The organism is Nonomuraea sp. B5E05 (assembly GCF_039880665.1).
Taxonomy (GTDB): domain Bacteria; phylum Actinomycetota; class Actinomycetes; order Streptosporangiales; family Streptosporangiaceae; genus Nonomuraea.
Genome location: NZ_JBDPMJ010000015.1, coordinates 81161 through 104820 on the forward strand (window position 1 = coordinate 81161; position 23660 = coordinate 104820).

The 23660-nt window shown below is 71.5% G+C and carries 24 protein-coding genes; 12 read left to right on the forward strand and 12 right to left on the reverse strand.

The window, feature by feature from the left end; all coding sequences use genetic code 11:
• Positions 1-114: 114 nt before the first annotated feature.
• A complete protein-coding gene (locus tag ABGB01_RS26415) occupies positions 115-1257 on the forward strand; it encodes a lipase family protein (RefSeq protein ID WP_347776228.1) in 1143 nt (380 codons plus the stop codon).
• Positions 1258-1424: 167 nt separating this feature from the next.
• The gene (gene npdG, locus ABGB01_RS26420) at positions 1425-2081 is read left to right on the forward strand and encodes an NADPH-dependent F420 reductase (RefSeq protein WP_347776229.1); all 657 of its coding nucleotides are present in this window, start codon (positions 1425-1427) and stop codon (positions 2079-2081) included.
• A 70-nt stretch (positions 2082-2151) separates the two neighbouring features.
• Here the strand turns inward: npdG and ABGB01_RS26425 are convergent, their stop codons facing one another.
• The 5 genes from ABGB01_RS26425 to ABGB01_RS26445 are packed head-to-tail and all read right to left on the reverse strand — an operon-like array spanning position 2152 to position 6183.
• Positions 2152-2757 carry a response regulator transcription factor gene (locus tag ABGB01_RS26425; protein WP_347776230.1) on the reverse strand — a complete coding sequence of 202 codons (606 nt, stop codon included), beginning with the start codon at positions 2755-2757 and terminating at the stop codon, positions 2152-2154.
• Positions 2754-3836, reverse strand: a complete 1083-nt coding sequence (locus tag ABGB01_RS26430; RefSeq protein ID WP_347776231.1) for a sensor histidine kinase — start codon at positions 3834-3836, stop codon at positions 2754-2756. Before ABGB01_RS26430 ends, ABGB01_RS26425 begins: the two co-directional genes overlap by 4 nt.
• Before the next feature lie 8 nt (positions 3837-3844).
• Positions 3845-4564: an ABC transporter permease gene (locus tag ABGB01_RS26435; protein ID WP_347776232.1), complete on the reverse strand. Its 720-nt coding sequence runs from the start codon at positions 4562-4564 to the stop codon at positions 3845-3847.
• The gene (locus ABGB01_RS26440) at positions 4561-5448 is read right to left on the reverse strand and encodes an ABC transporter ATP-binding protein (protein WP_347776233.1); all 888 of its coding nucleotides are present in this window, start codon (positions 5446-5448) and stop codon (positions 4561-4563) included. Before ABGB01_RS26440 ends, ABGB01_RS26435 begins: the two co-directional genes overlap by 4 nt.
• Before the next feature lie 45 nt (positions 5449-5493).
• Entirely contained in the window at positions 5494-6183 is a 690-nt protein-coding gene (locus ABGB01_RS26445) for an alpha/beta hydrolase (protein WP_347776234.1), read from the reverse strand.
• Positions 6184-6444: 261 nt separating this feature from the next.
• Between ABGB01_RS26445 and ABGB01_RS26450 the strand changes: the two genes are divergently transcribed.
• Together ABGB01_RS26450 and ABGB01_RS26455 are read left to right on the forward strand one after the other, a co-directional pair.
• Positions 6445-7617, forward strand: coding sequence for an aminotransferase class I/II-fold pyridoxal phosphate-dependent enzyme (locus tag ABGB01_RS26450; RefSeq protein WP_347776235.1), 1173 nt, complete (start codon positions 6445-6447; stop codon positions 7615-7617).
• Between the two features lie 46 nt (positions 7618-7663).
• The gene (locus ABGB01_RS26455) at positions 7664-8602 is read left to right on the forward strand and encodes a serine/threonine dehydratase (protein ID WP_347776236.1); all 939 of its coding nucleotides are present in this window, start codon (positions 7664-7666) and stop codon (positions 8600-8602) included.
• A 56-nt stretch (positions 8603-8658) separates the two neighbouring features.
• Here ABGB01_RS26455 and panB read toward each other — a convergent pair whose 3' ends face one another.
• A complete protein-coding gene (gene panB, locus ABGB01_RS26460; protein ID WP_347776237.1) occupies positions 8659-9489 on the reverse strand; it encodes a 3-methyl-2-oxobutanoate hydroxymethyltransferase in 831 nt (276 codons plus the stop codon).
• Between the two features lie 134 nt (positions 9490-9623).
• On the opposite strand from panB, the gene ABGB01_RS26465 reads away from it, so the two are divergent.
• A complete protein-coding gene (locus ABGB01_RS26465; RefSeq protein WP_347776238.1) occupies positions 9624-11036 on the forward strand; it encodes an MFS transporter in 1413 nt (470 codons plus the stop codon).
• Between the two features lie 246 nt (positions 11037-11282).
• Here the strand turns inward: ABGB01_RS26465 and ABGB01_RS26470 are convergent, their stop codons facing one another.
• Complete coding sequence (locus ABGB01_RS26470) at positions 11283-11936, reverse strand: helix-turn-helix domain-containing protein (RefSeq protein ID WP_347776239.1); 654 nt, start codon at positions 11934-11936, stop codon at positions 11283-11285.
• A gap of 99 nt (positions 11937-12035) precedes the next feature.
• Between ABGB01_RS26470 and ABGB01_RS26475 the strand changes: the two genes are divergently transcribed.
• From ABGB01_RS26475 to ABGB01_RS26490, 4 genes are all read left to right on the forward strand, one after another.
• Positions 12036-13061, forward strand: a complete 1026-nt coding sequence (locus ABGB01_RS26475) for a hypothetical protein (protein WP_347776240.1) — start codon at positions 12036-12038, stop codon at positions 13059-13061.
• A gap of 113 nt (positions 13062-13174) precedes the next feature.
• Positions 13175-14737 (forward strand): FAD-dependent oxidoreductase, encoded by a 1563-nt coding sequence (locus ABGB01_RS26480; protein ID WP_347776241.1) that lies wholly within the window; start codon positions 13175-13177, stop codon positions 14735-14737.
• Between the two features lie 222 nt (positions 14738-14959).
• Complete coding sequence (locus ABGB01_RS26485; protein WP_347776242.1) at positions 14960-16510, forward strand: MFS transporter; 1551 nt, start codon at positions 14960-14962, stop codon at positions 16508-16510.
• A gap of 7 nt (positions 16511-16517) precedes the next feature.
• Positions 16518-17126 carry a TetR/AcrR family transcriptional regulator gene (locus ABGB01_RS26490; RefSeq protein ID WP_347776243.1) on the forward strand — a complete coding sequence of 203 codons (609 nt, stop codon included), beginning with the start codon at positions 16518-16520 and terminating at the stop codon, positions 17124-17126.
• 12 nt (positions 17127-17138) lie between these two features.
• Here the strand turns inward: ABGB01_RS26490 and ABGB01_RS26495 are convergent, their stop codons facing one another.
• Entirely contained in the window at positions 17139-17915 is a 777-nt protein-coding gene (locus ABGB01_RS26495) for an ABC transporter permease (RefSeq protein WP_347776244.1), read from the reverse strand.
• Complete coding sequence (locus ABGB01_RS26500) at positions 17912-18820, reverse strand: ATP-binding cassette domain-containing protein (RefSeq protein ID WP_347776245.1); 909 nt, start codon at positions 18818-18820, stop codon at positions 17912-17914. Before ABGB01_RS26500 ends, ABGB01_RS26495 begins: the two co-directional genes overlap by 4 nt.
• 85 nt (positions 18821-18905) lie before the next feature.
• On the opposite strand from ABGB01_RS26500, the gene ABGB01_RS26505 reads away from it, so the two are divergent.
• Positions 18906-19667 carry a TetR/AcrR family transcriptional regulator gene (locus ABGB01_RS26505; RefSeq protein WP_347776246.1) on the forward strand — a complete coding sequence of 254 codons (762 nt, stop codon included), beginning with the start codon at positions 18906-18908 and terminating at the stop codon, positions 19665-19667.
• Here ABGB01_RS26505 and ABGB01_RS26510 read toward each other — a convergent pair.
• A complete protein-coding gene (locus tag ABGB01_RS26510; RefSeq protein WP_347776247.1) occupies positions 19641-20777 on the reverse strand; it encodes a hypothetical protein in 1137 nt (378 codons plus the stop codon). The two genes, ABGB01_RS26505 and ABGB01_RS26510, sit on opposite strands and share 27 nt — an antisense overlap.
• A gap of 78 nt (positions 20778-20855) precedes the next feature.
• On the opposite strand from ABGB01_RS26510, the gene ABGB01_RS26515 reads away from it, so the two are divergent.
• Positions 20856-21527 carry a TetR/AcrR family transcriptional regulator gene (locus ABGB01_RS26515; protein WP_347620759.1) on the forward strand — a complete coding sequence of 224 codons (672 nt, stop codon included), beginning with the start codon at positions 20856-20858 and terminating at the stop codon, positions 21525-21527.
• 197 nt (positions 21528-21724) lie between these two features.
• On the opposite strand, the gene ABGB01_RS26520 is transcribed toward ABGB01_RS26515, so the two are convergent.
• Positions 21725-22087, reverse strand: coding sequence for a MerR family transcriptional regulator (locus ABGB01_RS26520; RefSeq protein ID WP_347776248.1), 363 nt, complete (start codon positions 22085-22087; stop codon positions 21725-21727).
• Between the two features lie 272 nt (positions 22088-22359).
• The gene (locus ABGB01_RS26525) at positions 22360-23229 is read right to left on the reverse strand and encodes a sigma-70 family RNA polymerase sigma factor (RefSeq protein ID WP_347776249.1); all 870 of its coding nucleotides are present in this window, start codon (positions 23227-23229) and stop codon (positions 22360-22362) included.
• Between ABGB01_RS26525 and ABGB01_RS26530 the strand changes: the two genes are divergently transcribed.
• Positions 23188-23658, forward strand: a complete 471-nt coding sequence (locus tag ABGB01_RS26530; RefSeq protein ID WP_347776250.1) for a VOC family protein — start codon at positions 23188-23190, stop codon at positions 23656-23658. The genes ABGB01_RS26525 and ABGB01_RS26530 overlap by 42 nt on opposite strands.
• Positions 23659-23660 lie beyond the last annotated feature (2 nt).

Genomic DNA, 23660 nt, shown 5'->3' on the forward strand with positions numbered 1-23660 from the left:
ACGGGTGGAATTACCGGTCAAATCGGGCCTTGACAGGGGGTTACCTGCGAGTAACGATCGGGCTCGCGGCGCCGCCGTCCCCGAGTGTGTGATCCTCAAGGAGAGGGGCGGCACATGACCTTTCGTGTCCGCGTCAGCATGTCAGTGATCCTGTTATCGATCATGTCTCTCATCGCGACCCCCGCCCGCGCCGCGACCGCCGGCGACGTGGTCTCGGCCCGGCCCGCCACCGTCTACCTGCTGCCGGGCAGGCTGCTCGAGGTGCCGGTCAACGCCTGGCACGTCCTCTACCACTCCACGTCCGCCACGGGCTCGCTCAACACGGTCTCCGGCACGCTGCTCGTGCCGAAGGGCCGCTACCCGTTCGGCACGCGCCCGATCGTCGGGTACGCCGTCGGCACCCACGGGCTCGGCGACCAGTGCGCCCCCTCCGCCGCCATGAGCCAGGGCCGGGAGGCCGAGCTCGCGCTGGTGAGCCTGTTCCTGCTCAAGGGGTTCGCGGTGGCGATGACCGACTATGAGGGGCTCGGCACGCCCGGGCCGCACACGTACATGGCCGGGATCTCGCAGGGGCACGCCGTGCTCGACTCGATCAGGGCGGCCACCCGCGTCCCCGGCTCCGGGCTGTCGAGCCGCGCGCCCGTCGCCGTCATGGGCTACTCCCAGGGCGGCGCGTCCGCCGGCTGGGCCGCGCAGCTGCAGCCCGCGTACGCGCCCGAGCTGCGGCTCAAGGGCGTCGCGGCCGGCGGCGTCCCCGCCGACCTGCACGCCGTGGCGAACCACCTCGACGGCGGCGACGACTTCGGGCTGGCCGCGGCCGCCGGTGTGGGGCTCGACGCCGCCTACCCCGAGCTCGGCCTCGAAGCCGACCTCAACGACCGGGGCCGCGCGCTGCTCGCCGACGCCGCCGACGACTGCGTGGGCGACCTGGACAGGCTGGCCGGGCTCCGCTTCTCCGACCTGAGCCCGATCGACCTGCTCGGCCAGCCGAAGTGGCAGGCGCGCCTGGCGGAGAACCGGCTCGGGTCCGCGGCCCCGCAGGTGCCGATGTTCCTGTACCACGGCACCGGGGACGAGATCATCCCGCTCTCGGTCGGATCGACGCTGCGCTCGGCGTACTGCCGGGCCGGGGTGACCGTGCGCTGGGTGTCGCTGCCCGCGCCCGACCACGTCACCGGGGCCATCGAGGGCGGGCCGCTGGCCATCGAGTGGCTGGCGCTGCGGATGTACGGGCTGCCCGCGTCCGGCAACTGCTGACCCGCCGGGCGCGCGCTCACCGGGCCGGGCTCACCGGGCCGCTCACCGGGCCGCCCACCGGGCGCGCCCGGTGAGCCCGCCGGGTTCGCCGGTGCTCCTTCTCGCCGGGCTCGCTTGCGGCGGGCCCGGCTGCGGGTCCGGCGGGGTGGAGCTGGCATGATCTGGTTATGACTGACGACGTAAACGGGCTTTCCATCGGCATCCTCGGCGGCACCGGCGACCAGGGCAAAGGGCTGGCGCGGCGGTTCGCGCTGGCGGGGCATCCGGTGCTGATCGGGTCGCGCAGCGCCCAGCGGGCCCAGGAGGCGGCCGGCTCCATCGGAGCGGGCGCGACGGGCGACGAGAACGCCGCCGTCGCCTCCGAGGCGGACCTCGTGATCGTCGCGGTGCCGTACGAAGGGCACAAGGCGCTGCTGGAGTCCCTGCGCGCCGAGCTGGCAGGCAAGATCGTGGTCGACTGCGTCAATCCGCTCGGGTTCGACAAGCAGGGGGCGTACGCGCTGCCCGTCGAGGAGGGGAGCGCGGCGCAGCAGGCCGCCGCGGTGCTGCCCGACAGCCGGGTGGTGGCGGCCTTCCACCACGTGTCGGCCGTCGTGCTGATGGACCCGTCGGTGGAGAAGGTGGACCTCGACGTGCTGGTGCTGGGCGACGACCGCGAGGCCACCAGCACGGTGCAGGCCCTGGCCGAGGCCATCCCGGGAGTGCGGGGCGTCTATGGTGGACGGCTTCGCAACGCCCACCAGGTGGAGGCGCTGACGGCCAACATCATCTCAATCAACCGCCGCTACAAGGCGCACGCCGGACTGCGCATCACCGACATCTGACCCGCGGCACTCGTGCGCCGGGCGGAGGTCCGCCGGGATCTGAGCCGCGGGAGCGGCGCCGGGCTCCGGCTCAGAGCCAGCCGGCGTCCTCGGCGATGCGGATGGCGTCGATCTTGTTGCGGGCGCCCGTCTTGGTGATCGCCCCGGTCAGGTAGTTGCGTACGGTGCCGGGCGACAGGTGCAGGCGGGAGGCGATGTCCTCGGCGGACGCGCCTCCGGCCGCCTCTCTGAGCACGGTCGACTCCCTGGGCGTCAGCGGGCTCTCCCCGTATTCCATGGCCGACGACACCAGCTCGGCGTCCAGCACGCGCAGCCCGGCGGCGGTGCGCCTGACGGCGTCCGCGAGCCGGTCGCCTGGGGCGTCCTTGACCAGGAACGCCTCGATGCCGGCGGCCAGCGCCCTGCGCACGTGGCCGGGCTGGCCCATGGCGGTGAGCACGAGGATCCGGCAGGACGGCAGGCGCTCGCGCAACTCCGCGGCGGCGGTGATGCCGTCGACGACCGGCAGGTCGATGTCGACGACGGCGACGTCGGGACGGATCTCCATGGCCCTCGGCACGATCTCGTCGCCGCGGGTGACCTCCGCGACCACGTCGATGTCGGACTCGAGGCCGAGCAGGGCGGTGAGGGCGGCGCGGATCATGTGCATGTCCTCGGCCAGCAGCACCCTGATCATGCCGCGACCTCCACGGCCAGCAGGAAGCCGCCGGTGCCCGTCGAGGTGGCGGCGCAGGTGCCACCGGCCTGCGCGGCCCGCTCCGCCAGGCCCGTCAGCCCGCCGCCGCGCGGCTCCGAGCCGGCCGGCGCGCCGTCGTTGGCCACTTCGAGGCGGAGCGTCCCGTCGTGCAGCGACGTGGTGATCGTGCAGGTCGTGGCCCTGCTGTGGCGCAGGACGTTGGTGACTCCCTCGCGCACCGCCCAGGCCAGCGCCTCCTCAGAACGCCGGGGGAGAGGTACGTCGGCCAGGTGCGCCTGCGCGCCCACCCCGGAGGACTCCAGCAGCGCCACCGCCTTGTCGACCTCACCGGCCAGCGACAGCGCGCGGTAGCCCTTGGCCACCTGCCGCACGTCCTTGGCCGCCTCCCTCGCCACCTGCACCAGCTGCCCCACCTCCGCGCGGGCCGAGCCGGGGTCGCGGTCCATGAGACGGGCGGCCAGGTCGCCCTTGAGCGCGATCGCGGTGAGGCTGCGGCCGAGCCCGTCGTGCAGGTCGCGGGAGATGCGCAGGCGTTCCTTCAGCACCGCGGCGTCCGCCAGCTCCGCCCTGGCCTCCTCCAGCTCGGCCGTCACCCGGACGAACCGCACCAGCGCGTACGTCATCGCGCCCGTCGTGGGCACGGTGACCACGTAGAAGGCGACGATCACGGGCGCCGCTCCGGAGAAGGTGAGCACGGTGCCCTCGTACACCATCATGAGCCCCACCAGCGCGCCGCCCCAGCGCAGCGGCAGGAACACCAGCAGGGTTCCGGCCAGCATCGGGGCCGCCACGGCCGACCAGCCGCCGGGCAGCAGCTCGGGCAGGTAGGTGGCGGCCGCCTGCAGCACGAGCGTGAGAGGGAAGAGCGGCGGGCGCCCGTCGCGCAGCGCCGCCCGCATGTTGACGGAGTAGGTGGTGACCACGGCCGTGATCGCGATGGCGGCCAGCACGCCGTAGGCCGCGCCATGCTGGAAGTAGAGCAGCGCGATCATGGTGTAGGCGCACGCGACGCCGACGATCAGCCCGGTCGCGAGCCGCCTGGCGGATGACGAGACCACAGGGACGATTATGACCTGCGCGGCTCCCAGCGGAACCACAGCCGGATCGCGGCCAGCCCGGCCAGCGTCCACCCGGCCAGGACCAGGAGGGGCACGGCGAGGTCGCCGGTCCTGACGGCGTCGACGACGGCCGTGGTCGGCAGCAGGTCGAGGGCTGGACGCAGCCAGGTGGGCACCGGGATGGGGCCCATCGCGCCAGCGGAGACACCCGCCGCCAGGAACACCGGCGTGGTGAACGCCGCCGCCAGCTCCGCGCGCGGGATCGCGGCCGTGTACGCGGCGCCGAGCAGGGACAGCACGGCCGAGCCCGCGATCGTGACGGTGGCGAAGGCGAGGGGGTTCGCGGGCAGCGGAACGTCGGCCGCGAGGTGCACGGCCAGCGTGCACAGCACGATCACGGCCACGGTCTGGGTGGCGGTGCCGGCGATCTGGCCGGTGAGGATCTGCGCGTCGGTCAGCCGGGTCGTCCGCAGCCGTTTGAGGACGAGCTGGTCGCGGCGGGCGGCCAGGGCGACGGCGACGTTCATGAACGCGGTGATCGCCAGCAGCAGCGCGAGCGCGCCCTGGAAGATGTGGGTGGCGGCGGCGACGCCGCCGGAGGTCACGTTCCGCATGAGGGCGGGCATCCCCACGGCCAGCCCGACGGGCGTGATCACCGAGGCGAACACCATGGACTTGTCCCGCCAGAACAGGCGGGTGCCGAGACGGTAGGTGGCGGTCATGCTCATCGGGCGCTCCCGGACAGGTCGAGGAAGAGGTCTTCGAGGGTGGCCGTGCGGACCTCCAGGCCGGTCAGGCGCACGCCGCGCGACGCGGCCCAGCTGAGGAGCGTCTGCGCGGCGAGGTCGGGATCCTCGGCGCGGCAGACGGCGCTGCCGCCCTCCAGGGTGACCGGCAGCGGCAGGTCCGCGGGACGGACCTGGGCGGGCATCCGGAACGCCACCCGCCCGCTCCGCGTCGCGAGCGTCTCCGCCATCCCGCCTGAAGCCACGATCTCGCCCCTGTCCATGATCGCCAGGGCGGAGGCCAGGCGCTGCGCCTCCTCAAGGTAGTGGGTGGTCAGCAGGACCGTGGTGCCCTGCCCGGCGAGGTCGCGGACGACCTCCCAGGTGCGCGCCCGTGCCTCGGGGTCCATGCCGGCCGTCGGCTCGTCGAGGAACAGCACGTCGGGGCGGCCCAGCAGGGCGAGCGCGAGGTCCAGCCGGCGCTTCTCGCCGCCGGAGAGCTGGCGCACCTTCGTACCGGACCTGCCCGCCAGCCCGGCCAGCTCCAGCGCCTCGTCGCGCGGGCGGGGCACGGCGGTGAAGTCGCGCCAGACGTCGACGGTCTGGGCGACCGTCAGGTCAGGGAAGAACCCGGCCTCCTGCAACATGATCCCGACGCGCCGGCGCGCGGCGGCCCTGTCGGCCCAGGGGTCGAGGCCGAGCACGCGCACCGTGCCGCTGTCGGCGCGCTGGAAACCCGCGAGCACCTCGACCGTCGTGGTCTTGCCCGCGCCGTTCCTGCCGAGCAGCGCGAAGATCGCGCCCTCGGCCACCTCGAACGAGACGTCCTTCACCGCGGGGAAACCCTGATGGCTCTTGCTGAGCCCGCTCACGTCGATCGTCGTCATGGATCCGACTATCGCCGGACCCGATCGCGGACGGCAGTGAAGAATTCACGACTTTCCGGAGAGCTTGAGCAGCGCGTCGGTGACGCCCTCCGGGTCGATCACCTGGTGCAGGTGCCGGCCGGGCAGGCGGGTCACGGGCCAGCCGCGCCGCGCGGCCTCTTCGGCGATCGTGTCGTACGGCGGGCCGTACCACAACAGCGAGCACCTGACGTCGTCCCACCCCGCGGGCACGGGCAGGGACTGGGTGTAGTAGTCGAGCGGCAGCCGTGGTTGCTCCGCCGCGATCCGCACGCGTACCGCCGGATCGGGCAGCAGGGCCACCACGTCCTCTTCGTCCCACCAGTCGGTCCAGCGCGGAAGCATCCCGTCGGGGCCCGCGAGGTCGCGCAGGAACGGCAGGAACCCGTCGTCGGCGACCTTGACCGGCCCTTCGCGCGGCGGGAGGTGCGCGTCGGCGAACACGCAGGCCACCACCCGTCCGTCGAGCCCTTCCTTGATCAATGGCAGGTAGAGCCCGGCGTTGCTGTGCCCGGCCAGCACCACGCTGGTGCCGGGAGTGGTGGCCGCGCGCACCTTCTCCACCACCCGCGGCCAGTAGGGCGTCTCTCCCGCGGTCACGCCGGTCAGGTCGGGCACCACCGCCGCGTGCCCGCGGCGCTCCAGCGACTCGGCCACGGGAGCCCAGGTCGAGGGCCCGACCGCGGGGCTGTGCACGAGTACGAAGGTCGTTTTCATTACCCCACCCTGTCAGATGACCAGGGTCCGACGGGAGACCGATTTGTCCGAATTTTTTAAGACGCCCCAGGCCGCGGCCAAGTTGTTCACCGCCCGCGAAAGCTCGTCCTCGGGCTGCACGCGGTCGCGCCCTCGGCTTGACGGCGAGCAGCGGGTACAGCGGCCCGGCAGGTCGACGGGGTCATCATGGCCGGCCTCTCCGGAGCGATTCCGGCGCATGGGCTCTGCCGTGGAGTCCCTTTTATGGGCGATCCTTAGCCTATGAGCGAATTCCGACCTGAAACGCGGGCCGTGCACCCGCCGCAGCCGGCCGTCGAGGGCAGCCGTCCGATCAGCGTTCCCATCTATCAGACCTCGGGGTTCGTGTTCGACGACCCCGCCGTGATGGCCACGTCGATGGGCCGCCCCGACGGCGCGTTCGTCTACGGGCGCTACACCAATCCCACCGTCCGCTCCCTCGAACTGGCCGTCTCCGGGCTCGAAGGCGGCGCCGGAGCCGTCGCCACCGGATCAGGCATGGGCGCGATCAACACCATCCTGCTCGCCTTGCTCAAGCCCGGCGACCACATGGTGGCCCAGCGATCTCTCTACGGGGGGACCGCCGCCATGCTCAACGAGCTGACGGGCAGGTTCGGGATCGCGGTCACGTACGTGCCGGAGAACGACCCCGAGGCCCTGCGCGCCGCCGTGCGGCCCGAGACCAGGCTCGTCTACCTGGAGACCATCAGCAACCCGATGACCCTCGTGGCCGACCTGCCCGGAATGTGCTCGGCCGCGCGCGAGCTGGGCATCCTGTCCGTGGTCGACAACACCTTCGCCACGGCCATGCTCTGCCGGCCGATCGAGCACGGGGCGGACGTCGTGGTGCACTCCACGACCAAATATCTGTCCGGGCACACCGACGTGGTCGGCGGGCTCGCCGTCTTCGCCGACGCCGCACTCTACGAGAAGGTGTGGCACTTCTCCGTCGAGCTCGGGGCCTCGGCCGACCCGTTCGCGGCCTGGCTGACGCTGCGCGGGCTCCAGACGCTGGGGCTGCGCATGGACCGCCACTGCTCCAACGCCCACCACCTGGCGGTCCGGCTCGCCGAGCACCCCGCCGTGACGGCGGTGCACTGGCCGGGGCTCGACTCGCACCCTTCGTACGAGCTGGCGGGCAAGCTGCTGCCGGGGTTCGGCGGGGTGTTCGCGTTCGACCTGGCCGGCGGGCGGGCGGCCGGGGAGAAGTTCATGAGCTCCGTACGCCTGGCGCTGCTCGCCCCCTCGCTGGGCGGCGTCGAGACGCTCATCCTGCACCCCGCCACCACCTCACACCGGTCGCTCAGCCCCGAGGAACTGGCGCGCAGCGGCATCGGCGAGGGCACGGTGCGCATCGCGGTGGGCATCGAGCACCCCGAGGACCTGTGGTCCGACATCGCCCAGGCGCTGGCATAGGGTCGGGTTCTGCGATCAGATCCGCAACGACGAACAAGGGGACAACGTGACCACCGTCGCCCACGAGCACGTGCTGGCCGCCGCCAGGAGGATCGACGGCCTCGCGCTCCGCACCCCGGTGCTCGAGATCTCGCCCGGGCTGTTCTTCAAGCTCGAACTGCTCCAGCACTCGGGGTCCTTCAAGGTGCGCGGGGCGTTCAACCGCATCCTGTCAGCGGGCGAGCTGCCCGCGGGCGGCGTGATCGCGGCCAGCGGCGGCAACCACGGGCTGGCGGTGGCGTACGCGGCGCGAGAGCTGGGTGTGCGGGCCGAGATCTTCGTCCCCGAGGTGACCAGCCCGGTGAAGGTGGCGGGGCTCGAGGCGCTGGGCGCGCACATCACGCAGACCGGCGCCATCTATGCCGAAGCCGCCGAGGCCGCCGCCAAACGCGCCGCCGAGACCGGCGCGCTGGCGGTGCACGCCTACGACCAGTCCGAGGTGATCGCCGGGCAGGGCACCACCGGGCTGGAGATCGTGGAACAGACCGGTGGCGTGGACACGGTGGTGGTGGCCGTCGGCGGCGGCGGCTTCGCCGCCGGCGTCACGCTGGGCACCGCGAGCACGGCGGGCGTTTCCGGGGCGGGACCGCGGATCGTCGCCGTGGAACCCGAGCGGATCCCGACCCTGCGGGCGGCGCTGCAGGCGGGCCGGCCGGTGCCCGTCGAGGTGAGCGGCGTGGGGGCCGACGCGCTGGGCGCCAGCAAGATCGGCGGCCTGGCCTTCGAGATCCTCTCCGGGCCCAGGGTGGAGAGCGCGCTCGTGACCGACGAGGCGATCGTGGCCGCCCGTCGCACCCTCTGGCAGCGGCACCGGATCGCGGCGGAGCCCGCCGGCGCGGCCGCGTACGCGGCGCTCCTGTCAGGCGTCTACACACCGAGCCCGGGGGAGCGGGTGGCGGTCGTCGTCTGCGGCTCCAACACCGATCCCGCCACCCTGGCCGCCTGACTGCCCGTGAGCCGCGTGGTCGGTCGAGCCCGTTCGTTGTGGCCGGCGCGCCGCGCTCAGCGGTAGGTGTGCTCGGGCGCGGGGAAGGCGCCGGAGGTGACGTCGGCGGCGAAGGCGCGGACGGCGCGGTCCATCTCGGCGGCCAGATCCGAGTACTGCTTGACGAACTTGGCCGGCCGCGGCGTCAGCCCCATGAGGTCCTGCCACACCAGCACCTGCGCGTCCGTCGACGGGCCCGCTCCGATGCCGATCGTCGGGATCGCCAGCGACGTCGTCACCCGCTGCGCCAGATCGGCCGGCACGCACTCCAGCACCACCGAGAACGCTCCGGCCCCTTCCAGGTCCTTGGCGTCCGACATGAGCTCGTCCCCGGCCTGCCCGCGGCCCTGGACGCGGTAACCGCCCATGACGTTGACCGACTGCGGGGTCAGGCCCAGGTGCGCCATGACCGGGATGCCCGCCGAGACCAGCGCCTCGACCTGGGGAACGGCCCGGCGGCCGCCCTCCAGCTTGACCGCGTGCGCGCCCGCCTCCTTCATGAAGCGCGCCGCCGTCTCCAGCGCCTGCCGCGGAGAGGACTGGTACGACCCGAACGGCAGGTCGGCGACCACCAGCGCGCGCGACGAGCCGCGTACGACGGCCGCCGTGAGCGGCAGCAGGTCGTCGACCGTGACGGGGAGCGTGGAGTCGTGGCCGTACACGACCATGGCCGCCGAGTCGCCCACCAGCAGGACGGGGATGCCCGCCGCGTCGAACACCCGCGCCGTCATCGCGTCGTAGGCGGTGACCATGGGCCACCGCTCTCCGCGCTCCTTGGCGGCGACGAGGTCGCGGACGGTGACGCGGCGTCCGGCGGCGCCGCCGTACAGCGTGGTCGAAGAGGACATGTGGCATCACTCCAGGAAGGTCTCGAGGCGCCCCAGTGGCGTCCCCGGACTCCTCCGATGATGGCACGCGCGGAAAACGAGTGGCGGAACTGTCGGTGCCTCTTGCCAGAATCAGCGCGGAGGTAACGAACACCATGGCTCTTGACCCCTACCGGCGCCTGTTCAGGATTCCGGGTCTCCCCACGTTGCTGCTGGTGGGGCTGCTGGCGCGCATCCCGTCCACGGCGGTCGGCATGGCGCTGACCCTGCACGTCGCCACCACGCTCGACCTGGGCTTCGCCAAGGCCGGGCTGGTCACCATGGCCAGCACGATCGGCATGGCGATCGGCTCGCCCCTGGCGGGCAGGTTCGTCGACAGGCACGGGCTGCGTCCCGTGGTCGTCGTCACGACCGTGGCGCAGGCGGTGTTCTGGGCGTGCGCGTGGGCGCTGCCGTTCCCCGTCCTCGCCGCGGCGGCGGCGGTGGCGGGGCTGCTGGGGCTGCCGGTCTTCAGCGTGACACGGCAGTGCCTGGCCGCCATGGTGCCCGAGCCCCAGCGGCGCAGCGGCTTCGCGCTCGACTCGATGCTGGTCGAGTTGTCCTACATGACCGGTCCCGCGCTCGCGGTGGCCGGCGTCACGACGCTCGGCAGCGGCCCGACGATGGCCGTCATCGGGCTCGGGGTGACGTCGGCGGGTGTGGGGCTGATCGTGCTCAACCCGCCCACCCGCTCGGCCGACGAGATGGCGGAGCAGACGGTCAAGGTGCCCAGGAGGCAGTGGGTCACGCCGGCGTTCGTGGCGCTGCTCGGCACGGTCGCGGCGGCCACGTTCGTGCTCGTGGCGGCCGAGCTCGCTCTGGTCGCCACCATGGAGCACGCAGGCCAGACAGCGTGGGTCGGGCTCGCCGTGGCCGTCTGGGCGGTTTACTCCCTGATCGGCGGTTTCCTGTACGGTGGCCTGTCCCGCGGGTTCTCGCCGCTGGTCCTCATCGGCGCCATGGGCCTGCTGACGGTTCCCGTGGCGTGGGTGGGCGGCGGCTGGCACTGGCTGGTCCTGGCGTTGCTGCCCTCGGGCATGCTCTGCGCGCCGTCCCTGTCGTCCACCGTCGACGTGCTCAGCCGCTGGGTGCCCGCAGGGGCGAGGGGGGAGGCGATGGGCTTCCACGGCACCGCGCTGCTGGTGGGTGGTGCCGTCTCGGCGCCGATCGCGGGTGCCGTCATCGACGGGACGGGTCCGGCTTGGGCGTTCGCCGTGGCCGGCCTGGTGGGGGTGGCCACGGTGGTGATCGCCCTCCCGTTCTGGCGCCGCCGCCCGATGGCATCCACCGCGCCGAGCCGGCCCGCTACGCCGGAGCCGGAGGGCGGTTCCACGGCACCGGTGGAGACGGTCGCCACGGCGCCGCTGGAGCAGGTGGCCGTGGTGCCGGTGGAGGGCACGTCCGGCGTGCAAGGACAGGAGGTCGTCCGGGCACTGGAGAACGACGCCTCCCTTGCGCCGATGGGGGAGCCTCCAATTCTGCTGGAGGACGCTCCGTTACGTCAGGAAGGACCCGCCGCACTCACTTGAGCAGATCGTCGAGGGTCCACGTGGTGGCCGCGTGGGTGAGCCAAGTTTCGGCTGCCCGGGTGCTGAGCTGGGCGGACGCGGTCCGGCGAAGGCCGATGTGACAGATGATCCATGCTCTCTGTCACCCATCAGGCGGCGTGGTCGCACGAGAGCGGGCGCGGTCTGACCGGTGGTGTTCGGCGGGTTCCTACGCGCCGGCGACGCCCCGGCGGCAGATGCCGGGGCGCCGTTTCCTGCGGCGGGAGGTCACTGGTGCCGGTGGCGGAGTGCTCGTTGCTCGGCGGCGTCGAGTGCGGGTGTGAGGGGCGCGAGCGTGGTGCGAAGGAGGTCCGGTAGCGAGCCGGACGGCACGACGAGCCCGCTGGTCGTGAAGGACGAAGCAGCCGTCTGCAGCCACTGCTCGAGCGCCACGCGAACTGCGGCGGCCACGCTCGCCGCGAGCACCCGTGCGGTGTGAGGGTCGCCATCGCCGAGACGTTCGGCGATCGCGCCGGTAAGAGGGTGTTCGATCGCGGTGGTGGTTTCGACGAACGCGTCGCGCAGTGCGGGGCGGGTGGTGATCAGCAGCAGCGCGTCCCGGCCGGGTTCGCCCGGGTCGGTGTACTGGTCCACGATCGCCTCGATGACGGCGTCGGCGAGGCCGTCGCCGGCGGGCCGGTCGGCCACGGCCGCCGCGACCCGCGCTTCCCGTTCGCCGGCGACGGCGGCGACGATCGCCTGTTCGCGGCTGGAGAAGTAGTTGTTGTACGTCCTCGGTGAGACGCCGGCGGCCTCGGCGATGTCGTCGACGCGCACGTTGTCCGGTCCACGCTCAAGAGCCAGCCGCAGGGCCGCCGCGCGCAGGGCCTCTCGGGTGGCCTGCTTCTTCTGCTCGCGCAACCCCGTCCGTCTCGTCGTCACCGTCCCAGCATCCCAGTTTGAATGCGTGTACGCAAACTTGCGTGTACGCAAGTTTCTTTCTAGCCTGGGCGTCCTCATCCCACAGGAAGGACCCGTGCCATGAGGGCCAAGGGCATCACCTACGACACCGGCTTCATCCGCAATGGAGGGTCCTCCCGCGAGCGCTTCGACCCGGACGTGGTCAGGCGCGAGCTGAAGATCATCAGGGACGACCTGCACTGCACCGCGGTCCGCGTCATCGGCGGCGATCCCGGGCGGCTGGAGCTGGCCGCGACCTACGCCTCCGACCTCGGCCTGGAGGTCTGGTTCTCGCCCTACCCTCTGGAGCTGACCGCCGAGGAGACGCTGTCGCTGTTCGCCGACTGCGCCGAGCGGGCGGAGCGGATCCGGCAGCGGGGCGCCGAGGTCGTGTTCGTCGCCGGCGCCGAGCTGAGCCTGATGAACAAGGGATTCCTGCCGGGCGACACCCAGGAGGACAGGCTCGAACTGCTGCTGAACCAGCGGGATCGGCTGGCCGAGCGGGTCGGCGAGCTCAGCGCGCGGGTCAACGCCTTCCTCGGCGACGCCGTGGCAGGTATTCGCGAGCGATTCGGCGGCCGGATCACCTACGCCTCCATACCGCTCGAGCGTGTCGACTGGGCGCCCTTCGACATCGTGGGCGTGGATCTCTACCGGTCGGCCGAGGTCGCCGGCGCATTCGCCGAGGTCGTGCGCACCCTCGTCGGGCAGGGGAAGCCGGTCGCGATCACCGAGTTCGGCACCGCGGCCTACCGCGGCGCGGGCGACAGGGGCGGCCGCGTCCTGGAGGTCGTCGAGTTCGGCGAGGACACCGGCACGCCGCTCCGGCTGGACGGCGAGTACGTCCGCGACGAGACCGGCCAGGCCGCCTACCTGCGGGAGCTGCTGGAGATCTACGACACCGCCGGTGTCGACGCCACCTTCGTCTTCCTCTTCGCGCTCGACAACTTCCCGCACCGCCCCGATGGCGATTGCCGCGACGATCTCGACCTGGCCAGTCCTGGCATCGTCAAAGTCCTCGAGGATCGCCGCGGGGACACCTACCCCGACATGTCCTGGGAGCCCAAGGCCGCCTTCATCGCCCTCGCTGAGTGTTACCGCGGCTGACCACGTCGCCATGCCCGCACCTCGCGACGAGCCTCGCCCAGCCGCCGCCCGCCGGCCGGGCCCTTCAGCGCCTCATCCGTCCTGCCCCTTTGCGGACGAACAAGGGAGTACACATGATCACAGATGTTGTCATCGCCGGCGGCGGCCCCAACGGGCTGATGCTGGCCTGCGAACTGAGCCTGGCAGGGGTCCGGCCGCTCGTGCTGGAGCGGCTACCTGAGCCCAGCCGGGAACCGAAAGCGAACGGACTGCTCGGCCAGGTCGTGAGGATGCTCGACCACCGCGGGTTGCACGAACGTCTCACCGGCAGCCCGGAACCGCCGCAGCCGAACTCCGCGTACTTCATGTTCGGCGCGATGGGCCTGGACCTGAGCCTGCTGGAGGACAGCCCCGTCCACGCTCTGCCGGTGCCGCAGCGACGTGTCGTGCAGGTTCTGCAGGAGCGAGCGATCGAACTGGGCGTGGAAATCCGGCGGGGACACGAGGTCGTCGGCCTGGCACAGGACGACGACGCCGTCACCGTCGACATCACGAGCCCGGAGGGGGAGTACCACCTACAGGCCCGGTACCTGATCGGTGCCGACGGAGCCCACAGCGCCACGCGCAAGCTCTCCGGCATCGGATTCCCCGGAATCACCTACGACCGGATGACCGTTCGCTCAGCGCATGCGACGGTCCCGGCGGACTGGGTCGATCCTGCGACCGGCGCGCTGAACCTGCCCGGTTACGGCGCCGTTATGCCGTTCATGCCCCACCGCACCGAGCACGGAGGGTTTTCCTACGCGCCGATGCCCGGCCATCCACCGCTGGTCAGCACCACCGAGTGGGACCAGCCCACGACCGACGCCCCGATGAGCCTGGAGGAGCTGGGGACGAGTATCCGCCACGTGCTCGGCGTCGACGTGCCACTCGGGCCGCCCGACGGCCAAGGACCGCACGCGCTGCGCCGGCTGACCGGCGGTAACACCCGGATCGCCGAACGGTTCGCCGACGGCCGGGTGTTCCTGATCGGTGACGCCGCCCACGTGTACGCCGCCACGGGAGGCGGTCCGGGGCTCAACCTCGGCCTGCAGGACGCGGTCAACCTCGGCTGGAAACTCGCCGCCGAGATCCGGGGAAGCGCCCCGTCCGGACTGCTGAACAGTTACGAGACAGAGCGGCGATCGGCCGCCCAGCGCATGGTGCTGAACGCGCAGGCACAGGCGGCCCTGATCGCCCCCGGCGGCGATGTCACCGGACTGCGCGAGGTGTTCACCGAACTGCTCCGCGACCCGAGCGCTGTGCGGCGCCTGGCCGAGCTCACCGCAGGCGCCGACGTCCGCTACGACATGGGCGTGCCCGAGGCGCACCCGCTGACCGGCCGGTTCGTCCCGGACCTGGATCTGCACACCGCGACCGGGCCGGTACGGCTGGCCGAGCTGACCAGAACCGCACGCCCTCTGCTGCTCGACCTGACCGAAGAATCATCGCTGGCGGAGACACTCGCCCTGGCGCACGACCAGGTCGATATCGTCACGGCGCGCTCCCTGACCCCCGCGCCCACCGCCCTGCTCCTTCGACCGGACTGCTATGTGGCCTGGGCATCTGCATCACCCCGGCCCGATCCCATGGAGATCGAAATGCTCCGGGCGGCCTTGCAGCGGTGGTACGGAGTCATCAAGCCCGCCCGCACCTGAAGCCGTGAGCGCCGACTCGGGCACGAACACGGTCGGCAACACCGACCTGGCGCACGCCTCACCGTCCCAGACCAACCCGTCCGATGTGGCGGGGTGAGGGCTGTGATCCCGTTCGGTCGCGGAGTTCGCATGGATTAACGAAACGGGACCGTTGCGTATCGGAATGTATTGCGCTACGGTGTCGTTGCGAAACTCAGACGTATCGAAATTAAGGACCTTGTCATGGACCCCAGAACGGGACATCCACGCCGATGGGCGATTCTCGGCGTGCTGGTGTTCAGCCTGCTGGCCGTCGTGCTGGACAACACGATCCTCAACGTCGCGATGAAGACCATCGCCGACGAGACGGTGGGCTTGGGAGCGACGCAGAGCGAGCTCGAATGGGCGATCAACTCCTACACGCTGGTGTTCGCCGGGTTGTTGTTCACGTTCGGCGTGATCGGCGACCGAACAGGGCGAAAGCGCATGTTGTTCATCGGCATGGTGTTGTTCGGGCTGTCCTCGCTGGCCAGCGCCTATGCCCAGGATCCGACGCAGCTGATCCTGGCGAGGGCGGCGATGGGCATCGGCGGCGCGGCCATCATGCCGGCCACGCTGGCGATCATCTCCAACGTGTTCCCGCCCGGTGAGCGTGGCAAGGCCATCGGCGTGTGGGCCGGCGGCGTCGGCCTCGCGGTGGCGATCGGCCCGATCACGGGCGGCCTGCTGATCGAGCACTTCTGGTGGGGCTCGGTGTTCCTGGTCAACGTGCCGATCGTGCTGGTCAGCCTGGTCCTGATCTCCATGGTCGTGCCCGAGTCGCGTGACCCGAAGCCGTCCAGGCTCGACCCGCTGGGCGTGGCGCTGTCGATCATCGGTCTGGTGGCCATCGTGTACGGCATCATCCGCGGCGGCGAACTCGCCACCGTGGCCAGCGCCGAAGTGCTGGTGCCGACGCTGTTCGGCCTGGCGGTGCTCGGCGTGTTCGTGTGGTGGGAGCGGCGCATCGACCACCCGGTCTTCGACGTCCGGAACTTCGCCAACGTCCGCTTCAGCTCGGCCATCGGCATGATGGGCATCGTCTTCTTCGCGATGATGGGCGGGATGTTCTTCCTGACCTTCTACCTGCAGATCGTGCTGGGGTTCACGCCGGTGCAGGCGGGGGCGCTGATGATCCCGTTCGCCGCGGCGCAGCTCATCTTCGCACCGCTCAGCCAGCGGGTGAACGAGCGGTTCGGCGCCAAGCTGTCGGCCACGGTGAGCATGATCGTGGTGACCCTGGCGCTGAGCAGCTACGCTCTGATGGACCAGAACACGCCGATCCTGCTGATCGAGATCGTCTTCTTCGTGCAGGGTGCGGCGATGGCCAACATCATGCCGCCCGCGACCACCGCCATCATGGAATCGCTGCCCAGGGAGAAGGCCGGTGTCGGATCCGCGATGAGCAACACCGTCCGCCAACTGGCCGGCGCGCTCGGCGTGGCGGTGCTCGGCTCGGTGTTGTCCTCCAGCTACCGGGGCGAGATGGCGCCGGTGCTGGCGGGCCTGCCCGCCGACGCCCAGCACGCCGCCGGGGAGTCGATCATGGGAACGATGGGCGTCGCCGAGGCTCTGGGAGAGCAGGGGCAGGCGCTGATCAAGCCGGCGTTCGCCGCGTTCGTCGACGGCATGCACGTCACGGCCATGGTGTCGGCGGTGGTCGGCTTGCTCGGCATCGTGGTCGTGGCGAGGTGGATGCCCGGCAAGCCGCGCCCGGTGCGGCAGACGGAACAGAGGGAACCCGCTACAGTGTGAGGCCGCGATGACGATCCAGGAACCAGCGGTTGCCCGCCCCGCGGGCCGTCCGCGCAGCGAGAAGGCCGAGAAGGCGATCATCGAGGCGACCCTCGACCTGCTCGGCGAAGGCATGGGCGTGTCCGAGCTGTCCATCGAGGCGATCGCGACGAGGGCAGGCGTCGGCAAGACCACGATCTACCGGCGCTGGTCCAACAAGGAAGATCTGGTCGTCGACGCCCTCGCCACGCTCAAGGCGCCGCTGCCAGAGCTCGGCGGCACATCAGTGCGCGACGACCTGATCAGCCTGCTCGACGCCATGCGCAGGGAGGCGGGTCAGCCCCGCAGCCGCTGCGTGATGAACATCGCGATGAGCGAGGCCGATCGTTACCCGCAGCTGATGGAGCGGTTCGTCAAGCGGGCCATCACACCCCGCAGGGAGGCGATGCGCGCGGTGATCGAGCGCGGCATCGCCTCCGGCGAGCTCAATCCCGACCTGGACGTCGACATGGGCATGGCGTTGCTCTCGGGAACGATGCTCTGGCACACCAAGTGGGGGCCCGGCGGCGAGCTCGCTCCCGACCTTGCCGTACGCGTGGTCGACGTGGTCCTGGCCGGGATAACGCCCCGACCCTGATCGGCGGGGCCGTCAGGCGGCGGTCCTGCGGCGGAAGAGCAGGGCCGCGACCGGGACGCTGATCACCACCACGCCGATCAGCCACGCCGCCGCCACCGCCCCCGACGAGCCCACGGGCCGGTCGAGGAGCAGTGCCCGCAGCGTCTCGATGATCGGTGTGGCCGGCTGGTTGTAGGCGAAGTCGCGCAGCACGCCCGGCATCGTCTCCGCGGGGACGATCCCGTCCGAGACGTACGGCAGGAAGAGCACCGCGAAGCTGAACGCGCCCGCCGCCTGGGTCGACTTGACCAGCAGCCCCCACACGACCGCGAGGGCGGACATCGCGAGGACGTATCCCGCGACCAGCGCCAGCACCAGAGCCCAGCCGGTGAGGGTGGCCTCGGGGCGGAACCCGAGGACGATCGCGGCGAGCAGGGCGATGGCGGACGATGCCACGTTGCGCACCACCGAGGCGACGACGTGTCCCGCGGGCACCACCCAGCCGCTGATGGGCAGGGTGCGGAAACGATCGATCATGCCTCCGGTCAGGTCTTCGGAGATGTTCACGGCCGACAGGGCGGCTCCGTACCCGCCTGACATGAGCAGCACGGCGGGGACGACGAAATCGATGTAGGACAGGCCGCTGGAGCCGGTGGTGATCGCGCCGCCGAACACGTACACGAAGAGCAGCATGATGATCACGGGCAGCGCCGTGTTCACGATGAGGCCGTCGAGGACGCGCAGTTCGCGGCGCAGGTCGCGGACAACGAGGCGGCGAAGGTCGCCGGCCGAGGTGACGAGGGCGCTCATGCCGCGGCCGCCGTGAGCTCGAAGAACACGTCGTCCAGGGTGGGGGCGCGCAAGGCCACGTGCTCGACGTCGATCCCGGCCCGGTCGAGCAGGTCCAGCGTCTGGCGCAGGTGCCGGGGGTCCTGGACGGCCACGGTGACCTCGCGGGCGTCCGGGCCGAGGTGGGCGTCGGCGAGCGCGGCCCCGGCACGGGGGACGTCGTCGGCCCGCGACAGGCGCATCACCAGGCGTTCCGCGCCGACCTGGCGTTTGAGTGCGGCGGGGGAGTCGTCGGCCACGACCCGCCCGCCGTTGATCACCACGACGCGGTCGGCGAGGTGGTCGGCCTCGTCGAGGTACTGGGTGGTCAGCAGGATGGTGGTGCCGGAGGCGAGCAGCTCGCGGATCACCGACCACAGTTCGGCCCGGCTGCGCGGGTCGAGCCCGGTGGTGGGCTCGTCAAGGAAGAGGATCCTGGGGTTGGAGATCATGCTGGCGGCGAGGTCGAGGCGGCGGCGCATCCCGCCGGAATAGGTGGAGACCTGACGGTTGGCCGCGGCGGTCAGGTCGAAGCGTTCGAGCAGCTCGCTCGCTCGCCGCCGGGCCTGCCTCCCGCCGAGATGGTAGAGACCGGCGAACAGCTCAAGGTTCTCCCGGCCGCTCAGCAGCCCGTCGACCGTGGCCTGCTGAGCGGTCAGCCCGATCACGCGGCGCACCGCGACGCCCTCGCGGGTGACGTCGTGGCCGCCCACGGTGACGGTGCCGCCGTCCGGCGCGAGCAGGGTGGTCAGGATGCGCACGGTGGTGGTCTTGCCGGAGCCGTTCGGCCCGAGCAGGGCCAGCAGGGAGCCGGTGGGCACGGTCAGGTCGATCCCCGAGAGCACCGGCCTGCCGCCGAAGGACTTGGTCAGTCCTCTGGCGTGCACAGCTTCTGTGAATGACGTACTGTGTATGACGTTCATAGTTTAAAGGTAATGCAGAATCCTAGGAGTGAGTCAAGGAGGAAGCCGAATGTCGCAGGAGCGGTCGTTGCCGCCCGTGGTGGAGCGGTTGTGGGGGCGCGAGCCGGTCTCGCGCCGAGGGCCGAGACCGCGGCTCGACCTGACCATGATCGCCTCGGCCGCCATCGAGATCGCCGATGCCGAGGGCCTGGCCGGGGTCTCGATGGCGAGCGTGGCCTCGCGGGTGGGGGTGGCGGCGACGGCGCTCTACCGCTATGTCGGGAGCAAGGAAGAGCTCCTCACCGCGATGGCCGACTTCGTCGTGCCGATGCCGCCCGACCCCGCGGGCCGGCCCTGGCGCGACTATCTCGAGCTCTGGACCCGCGCCCAGCGCGACACCCTCCTTGAGCACCCGTGGTTGTTGCCGATCGCGCAGCTCACCCCGCCGCTGGGCCCCCGGCGGCTGCTCTGGCTCGACCGCCTGCTCGCCGCGCTCGATGGCATGGGGCTGGACGGCGGGGAGAAGATCAACGTGGCAAGTGCCCTGGCGGGCTACGCGCTGACCGACGCGGCGCTCGTGGCCACGTCCGGAGAGCCGCACGTCGTCGACCCGGGCGTCGGGGGAGCCGACGACTACGGCGAGGCCCTCGCCGGGCTGCTCGACGCCGAGACCTACCCGGCGCTGTCGGCCGCCGTGCGCGCGGGCGCGCTGCGCGGCGCCGAAGGGTGGGTCGACGACGGCGACTTCCACTTCGGCCTCGAACTGCTGCTCGACGGCGTCGAGGCGCTGATCGCGCGGCGCGCGTCAGGGGATGACGTCGGCGGGAAGTAGCTGCTCGGTGAGCAGGCGGCGGACCCGGTCGGGGGTGGTCGCCCAGGGCCGCAGAAGCTCCCATCCATGGAAATATCCCAACAGGTACGGGCTTGTCGGCGTCGGCTTGATCAACCCCATGGCCCGCGCCACCTCGCTCTCGCTGTACAACGCCCACCGGCCCAGGTACGCGGCCACCTCCGCCTCGCTCCGCCCCTCCTCCGCCATGAACACGGCGTTGCCCCAGACGCCCCACAACACGTTCTTCGCGTGGTGGATCGCGGCCAGGTCGCTCCCGTCGGGCCGGATGCCGGCCTCGGGAAAGACGTGCTCGTCCAGCCAGGCCCGCGCCTCGCCGCCGGGGAAGACCAGCTCCTCGGCGAGCAGGCCGAGGCCCTCGCTGAGCACGAACGACGGCGACAACATGAACCGTACGTCCTGGTCGTCCTGGTGCTCCTTGAGCAGCGACTCGGCGATGTGCCCGGGATGGCCCTCGTGCGCGATGACGTACAGCAGATCGGCCAGGTTGAACGGGATCGCCTTGTTGACGTGGATCGTGGACTTCAGGCCGCCCTCGTACGCGCCGGCCGCGTGGAACGCCACCCCCTCCACAAGCCGGACCTCCACACTCTCCTCCGGCAGCGGGATGATCGCGCTCGTCCGTGCCCGCGTCTCGGCCACCGCGCCGGCCGCCAGCTCCGGCAGCCGCTCGATCGGCTCCAGCGTGTGGGCCGCCTGCCACGCCCGCATCCGGTCGGCCAGCGAGCCGCCGGTCCTCGGGAGCGCCGCGTCCAGCTCCGCGTGCGCCTGCTCGAACACCTCCTCGGGCAGCCGCCGCGGCTCCAGGCCCAGGCACTCGCGCGCGTACTCGGCCAGGGGCAGCCGCTCCCCGTCCAGCCGGCGGGCGACGGCCCGCAGCGCGCGCACCTGCGCGGCCAGATAGGCCGACGGGGCGGACTCCAGCAGCCGATCCGCCTCCCCGGCCAGCCCGCCCGGGGCTGCGGGCGGCTCCGACTCCGCCGTCGCCCTCCACTCCGCCGGACCCGAGTAGATGAGCATGCCGCCGCCCAGCACCTGGTCGACCCGCAACGCCAGCATCGCGTAGTCGTGCCGCCACCGCTGCTCTGCCATGGAATCTCCTCCTCTGCTCTGGGCGCCCTAAGCTAGCCGTACGGTTTTCCGTACAGTGCACGGAAAGGAAGCGGGAGCGTGCCGGAGTCCATCTGGTTCCGCGCCGACGACCGGCCGCGCCGGCCGCGCCTGACGCGCGAGCGCATCGTCACGGCCGCCGTCGCGCTGCTCGACGCCGAGGGCGTGGCCGGGTTCTCGATGCGGGCGCTGGCCGCGCGCCTGCGGGCGGGGACGATGTCGCTCTACGAGTACGTCAGAAGCAAGGAGGACGTCCTCGACCTGGCCCTCGACGAGGTGATCGGCGAGATCGAGCCCGCGGAGGCCGGCCCGTGGCGAGAGCTGCTGGTGCGCCAGCTCACCCAGAGCAGGCAGGTGATGCGCCGCCACCCCTGGGTGCCCGCGCTCACCGCCACGCGCCCTTTGCTCGGACCGAACGCGCTGGCTCGCTCCCGCGTGTTCTACTCCGCGCTGGCCGACGCCGGGCTGAGCGGCGCCACGCTCGTCGCCGCCGTCGGCACGCTCAGCTCGTACGTCAACGGCTTTGTCGCGTCGGAGAACACCTGGTGGGACACCGTACGCACGCCCGAAGCCGACGCCGAGATCCGCGGCAAGGTCACCCGGCACCTCGACGACCACGTCGGCGAGCTCGCCCGGCACGCCCAGGTGGACAACGGCGACTTCGAGGCCCAGTTCCTGCTCGGGCTCGACCTCGTCCTCGACGGCATCGCGACCCGCCTGCCGCCCGGTTGAGGTTGCCGGTTTCCTGAACGCGAGTGGTGGCTCGCCGAACGCGATCGTTCCCGGCCCACGAGGCGATCGCCAGGAACCACACGCGCGGCTCGTGACCCAGACCCGCGATCACCCGGGGACGCCCGGCGTGGCAAGGGGCTCTGATCCGCGATCATCCACGGACGGCGGCCGGGGTGGGGCCGGACCTGTTCACGCGGTCACCGCTGTTCCGCGACGGCGGTCAGCAGGGAGTCGAGCGCGCGCTGGGACGTCTGGAGCCGTTCGATGGTCTCGGCGATGCGCCGGCGTTCCCTCCGCAGGCTGCCGGCCATGCCCTGGCAGCCGGACGGCACCATCCGCCCGCCGTCGTCATGCACGCAGTCGAGCAACTGCGCGATCACCGACGTCGGCAGCCCCGCGGCGAGCATCACCCGGATGTGGCGGACGGCGGCGACGTCCGCGTCGCCGTAGTCGCGGTAGCCGTTGGGCAGCCGCACGGGCCGCAGCAGGCCCTGTTCCTCGTAGTAACGCAGTAGCCGCCTGCTCACCCCGGTCTCCCGGGCCAGGTCACCGATCCGCATGTGTTCCCTTGACCTTCACATCGATATGACGCCTTACCGTCCCATTGTTCTAGGGCAACAACACGAAGGAGCCGATGATGCCGGGTGCGGTGGTGGTCGGGGCAGGACCGGGGATCGGGCGGTCCGTCGCCCGCCGGTTCGCGCAAGAGGGCATGGAGGCCGGCCGGAGTATGTGACGGGTGCGTTCCCAGACCAGCCTCTGATGGGCGCGGGCGACGACCCCGGCGGTCACCGACAACGAGCCGAACCCGTACTCCGGCACGGCGCCCTCATCAGCTCTCGATGACCTCCAGGTGGAGTTCGCGAAGGTGGTCGAGGTCGGCGATCAGGTTGATCTCGGTGATCCGCCCCGCCGCGATCGTGAAATCGAACGCCACGCGCGGCTGCCCGCCCGCTGACCAAAGGGCTCCGGTGGCCCCGTCCAGCAGCGCCAGCCGCGCGCCCCGGGCACGGCCGCGGAAAGTCTCGGCCACCGCCGAAGCGCCGCGGAGCCGCCCGGAGGCGCCCGTCAGCACGGCCGCACGATCAGCGTGCAGCACCACGTCCGGGTCGAGCAGAGCGAGCAAAGCGCCGAAGTCGCCGGCCCGCGAGGCCGCGAGGAAGGCGCTGACGACCTCCCTCTGTCGCAGCAGGTCGGCACCGGACAGCGGGTCCACCCCCTGGACCCGCCGCCGGGCCCTGCTGGCGAGCTTCCTGGCGGCGGCCGCGGAACGATCCACGATCGGTGCGATCTCCTCGAACGGCACGGCGAAGACGTCGTGCAGGACGAAGGCCAACCGCTCGGCGGGAGCGAGCTTGTCCAGCACCACCAGCATCGCCAGGCCGACCGAGTCGGACACCAGCGCGGCCTGCTCCGGATCGCTCCCGCCGTCGCCGGGGGAGTCCGGAGCCACCGCCTCCAACGGGTCCTCGCGCAGAGTGGTGCGCGAGCGCAGCATGTTGAGCGACACGCGGGCGACGACCGTGGTCAGCCATCCCCCCAGGTTCTCGACCTCGCTGGTGTCGGAGCGGCTGAGCCGCAGCCACGCCTCCTGAACGGCGTCATCGGCCTCGCTCTGTGACCCCAGCAGTTGGTAGGCCACCGCTCGCAGGTGACGGCGATGCTCCTCGAATCGGTCGGCCAGAAACGCGTGGTCATCCATCGGTCACATTCCTTGATCGGGTCGTGTCATATCTATGACCCATCGGCCTTCGCCGATGTGACCGGCACACCAGGGGAGTTCGTCATGAACCATGGCATCAAAACCGTCATTCACCCGGTCAAGGATCTCGCCGCCGCCAAGGCCGTTTTCAGCGTACTGCTGGGCGTCGAGCCGTACATGGATGAGCCCTACTACGTCGGTTTCTCCGCCAACGGCCAGAACATCGGCCTGGACCCGCAGGGCCATCAGAAGGGGATGTCCGGGCCCGTCTCCTACTGGCACGTCGACGACATCGAGGCGAGCCTGCGGGCGCTCCTCGACGCCGGGGCGCAGACGTCGCAGGAGGTCAAGGACGTCGGCGGGGGCAAGCTGATCGCTTCGGTGACCGACACGGACGGCAATGTCATCGGGCTCATCCAGCCGGCCTGAAC

Excerpts from the sequence above, each read along its gene's own strand:
- ABGB01_RS26445 (WP_347776234.1), bottom strand. The coding sequence starts at position 6,183 with ATGAAAACGACCTTCGTACTCGTGCACAGCCCCGCGGTCGGGCCCTCG.
- ABGB01_RS26475 (WP_347776240.1), top strand. The coding sequence starts at position 12,036 with ATGAGGGCCAAGGGCATCACCTACGACACCGGCTTCATCCGCAATGGA.
- ABGB01_RS26485 (WP_347776242.1), top strand. The coding sequence starts at position 14,960 with ATGGACCCCAGAACGGGACATCCACGCCGATGGGCGATTCTCGGCGTG.
- npdG (WP_347776229.1), top strand. The coding sequence starts at position 1,425 with ATGACTGACGACGTAAACGGGCTTTCCATCGGCATCCTCGGCGGCACC.
- ABGB01_RS26490 (WP_347776243.1), top strand. The coding sequence starts at position 16,518 with ATGACGATCCAGGAACCAGCGGTTGCCCGCCCCGCGGGCCGTCCGCGC.
- ABGB01_RS26495 (WP_347776244.1), bottom strand. The coding sequence starts at position 17,915 with ATGAGCGCCCTCGTCACCTCGGCCGGCGACCTTCGCCGCCTCGTTGTC.
- ABGB01_RS26520 (WP_347776248.1), bottom strand. The coding sequence starts at position 22,087 with ATGCGGATCGGTGACCTGGCCCGGGAGACCGGGGTGAGCAGGCGGCTA.
- ABGB01_RS26425 (WP_347776230.1), bottom strand. The coding sequence starts at position 2,757 with ATGATCAGGGTGCTGCTGGCCGAGGACATGCACATGATCCGCGCCGCC.
- ABGB01_RS26525 (WP_347776249.1), bottom strand. The coding sequence starts at position 23,229 with ATGGATGACCACGCGTTTCTGGCCGACCGATTCGAGGAGCATCGCCGT.
- panB (WP_347776237.1), bottom strand. The coding sequence starts at position 9,489 with ATGTCCTCTTCGACCACGCTGTACGGCGGCGCCGCCGGACGCCGCGTC.
- ABGB01_RS26480 (WP_347776241.1), top strand. The coding sequence starts at position 13,175 with ATGATCACAGATGTTGTCATCGCCGGCGGCGGCCCCAACGGGCTGATG.
- ABGB01_RS26530 (WP_347776250.1), top strand. The coding sequence starts at position 23,188 with ATGCTCCTCGAATCGGTCGGCCAGAAACGCGTGGTCATCCATCGGTCA.
- ABGB01_RS26505 (WP_347776246.1), top strand. The coding sequence starts at position 18,906 with ATGTCGCAGGAGCGGTCGTTGCCGCCCGTGGTGGAGCGGTTGTGGGGG.
- ABGB01_RS26510 (WP_347776247.1), bottom strand. The coding sequence starts at position 20,777 with ATGGCAGAGCAGCGGTGGCGGCACGACTACGCGATGCTGGCGTTGCGG.
- ABGB01_RS26435 (WP_347776232.1), bottom strand. The coding sequence starts at position 4,564 with ATGAGCATGACCGCCACCTACCGTCTCGGCACCCGCCTGTTCTGGCGG.
- ABGB01_RS26440 (WP_347776233.1), bottom strand. The coding sequence starts at position 5,448 with ATGACGACGATCGACGTGAGCGGGCTCAGCAAGAGCCATCAGGGTTTC.
- ABGB01_RS26465 (WP_347776238.1), top strand. The coding sequence starts at position 9,624 with ATGGCTCTTGACCCCTACCGGCGCCTGTTCAGGATTCCGGGTCTCCCC.
- ABGB01_RS26450 (WP_347776235.1), top strand. The coding sequence starts at position 6,445 with ATGAGCGAATTCCGACCTGAAACGCGGGCCGTGCACCCGCCGCAGCCG.
- ABGB01_RS26415 (WP_347776228.1), top strand. The coding sequence starts at position 115 with ATGACCTTTCGTGTCCGCGTCAGCATGTCAGTGATCCTGTTATCGATC.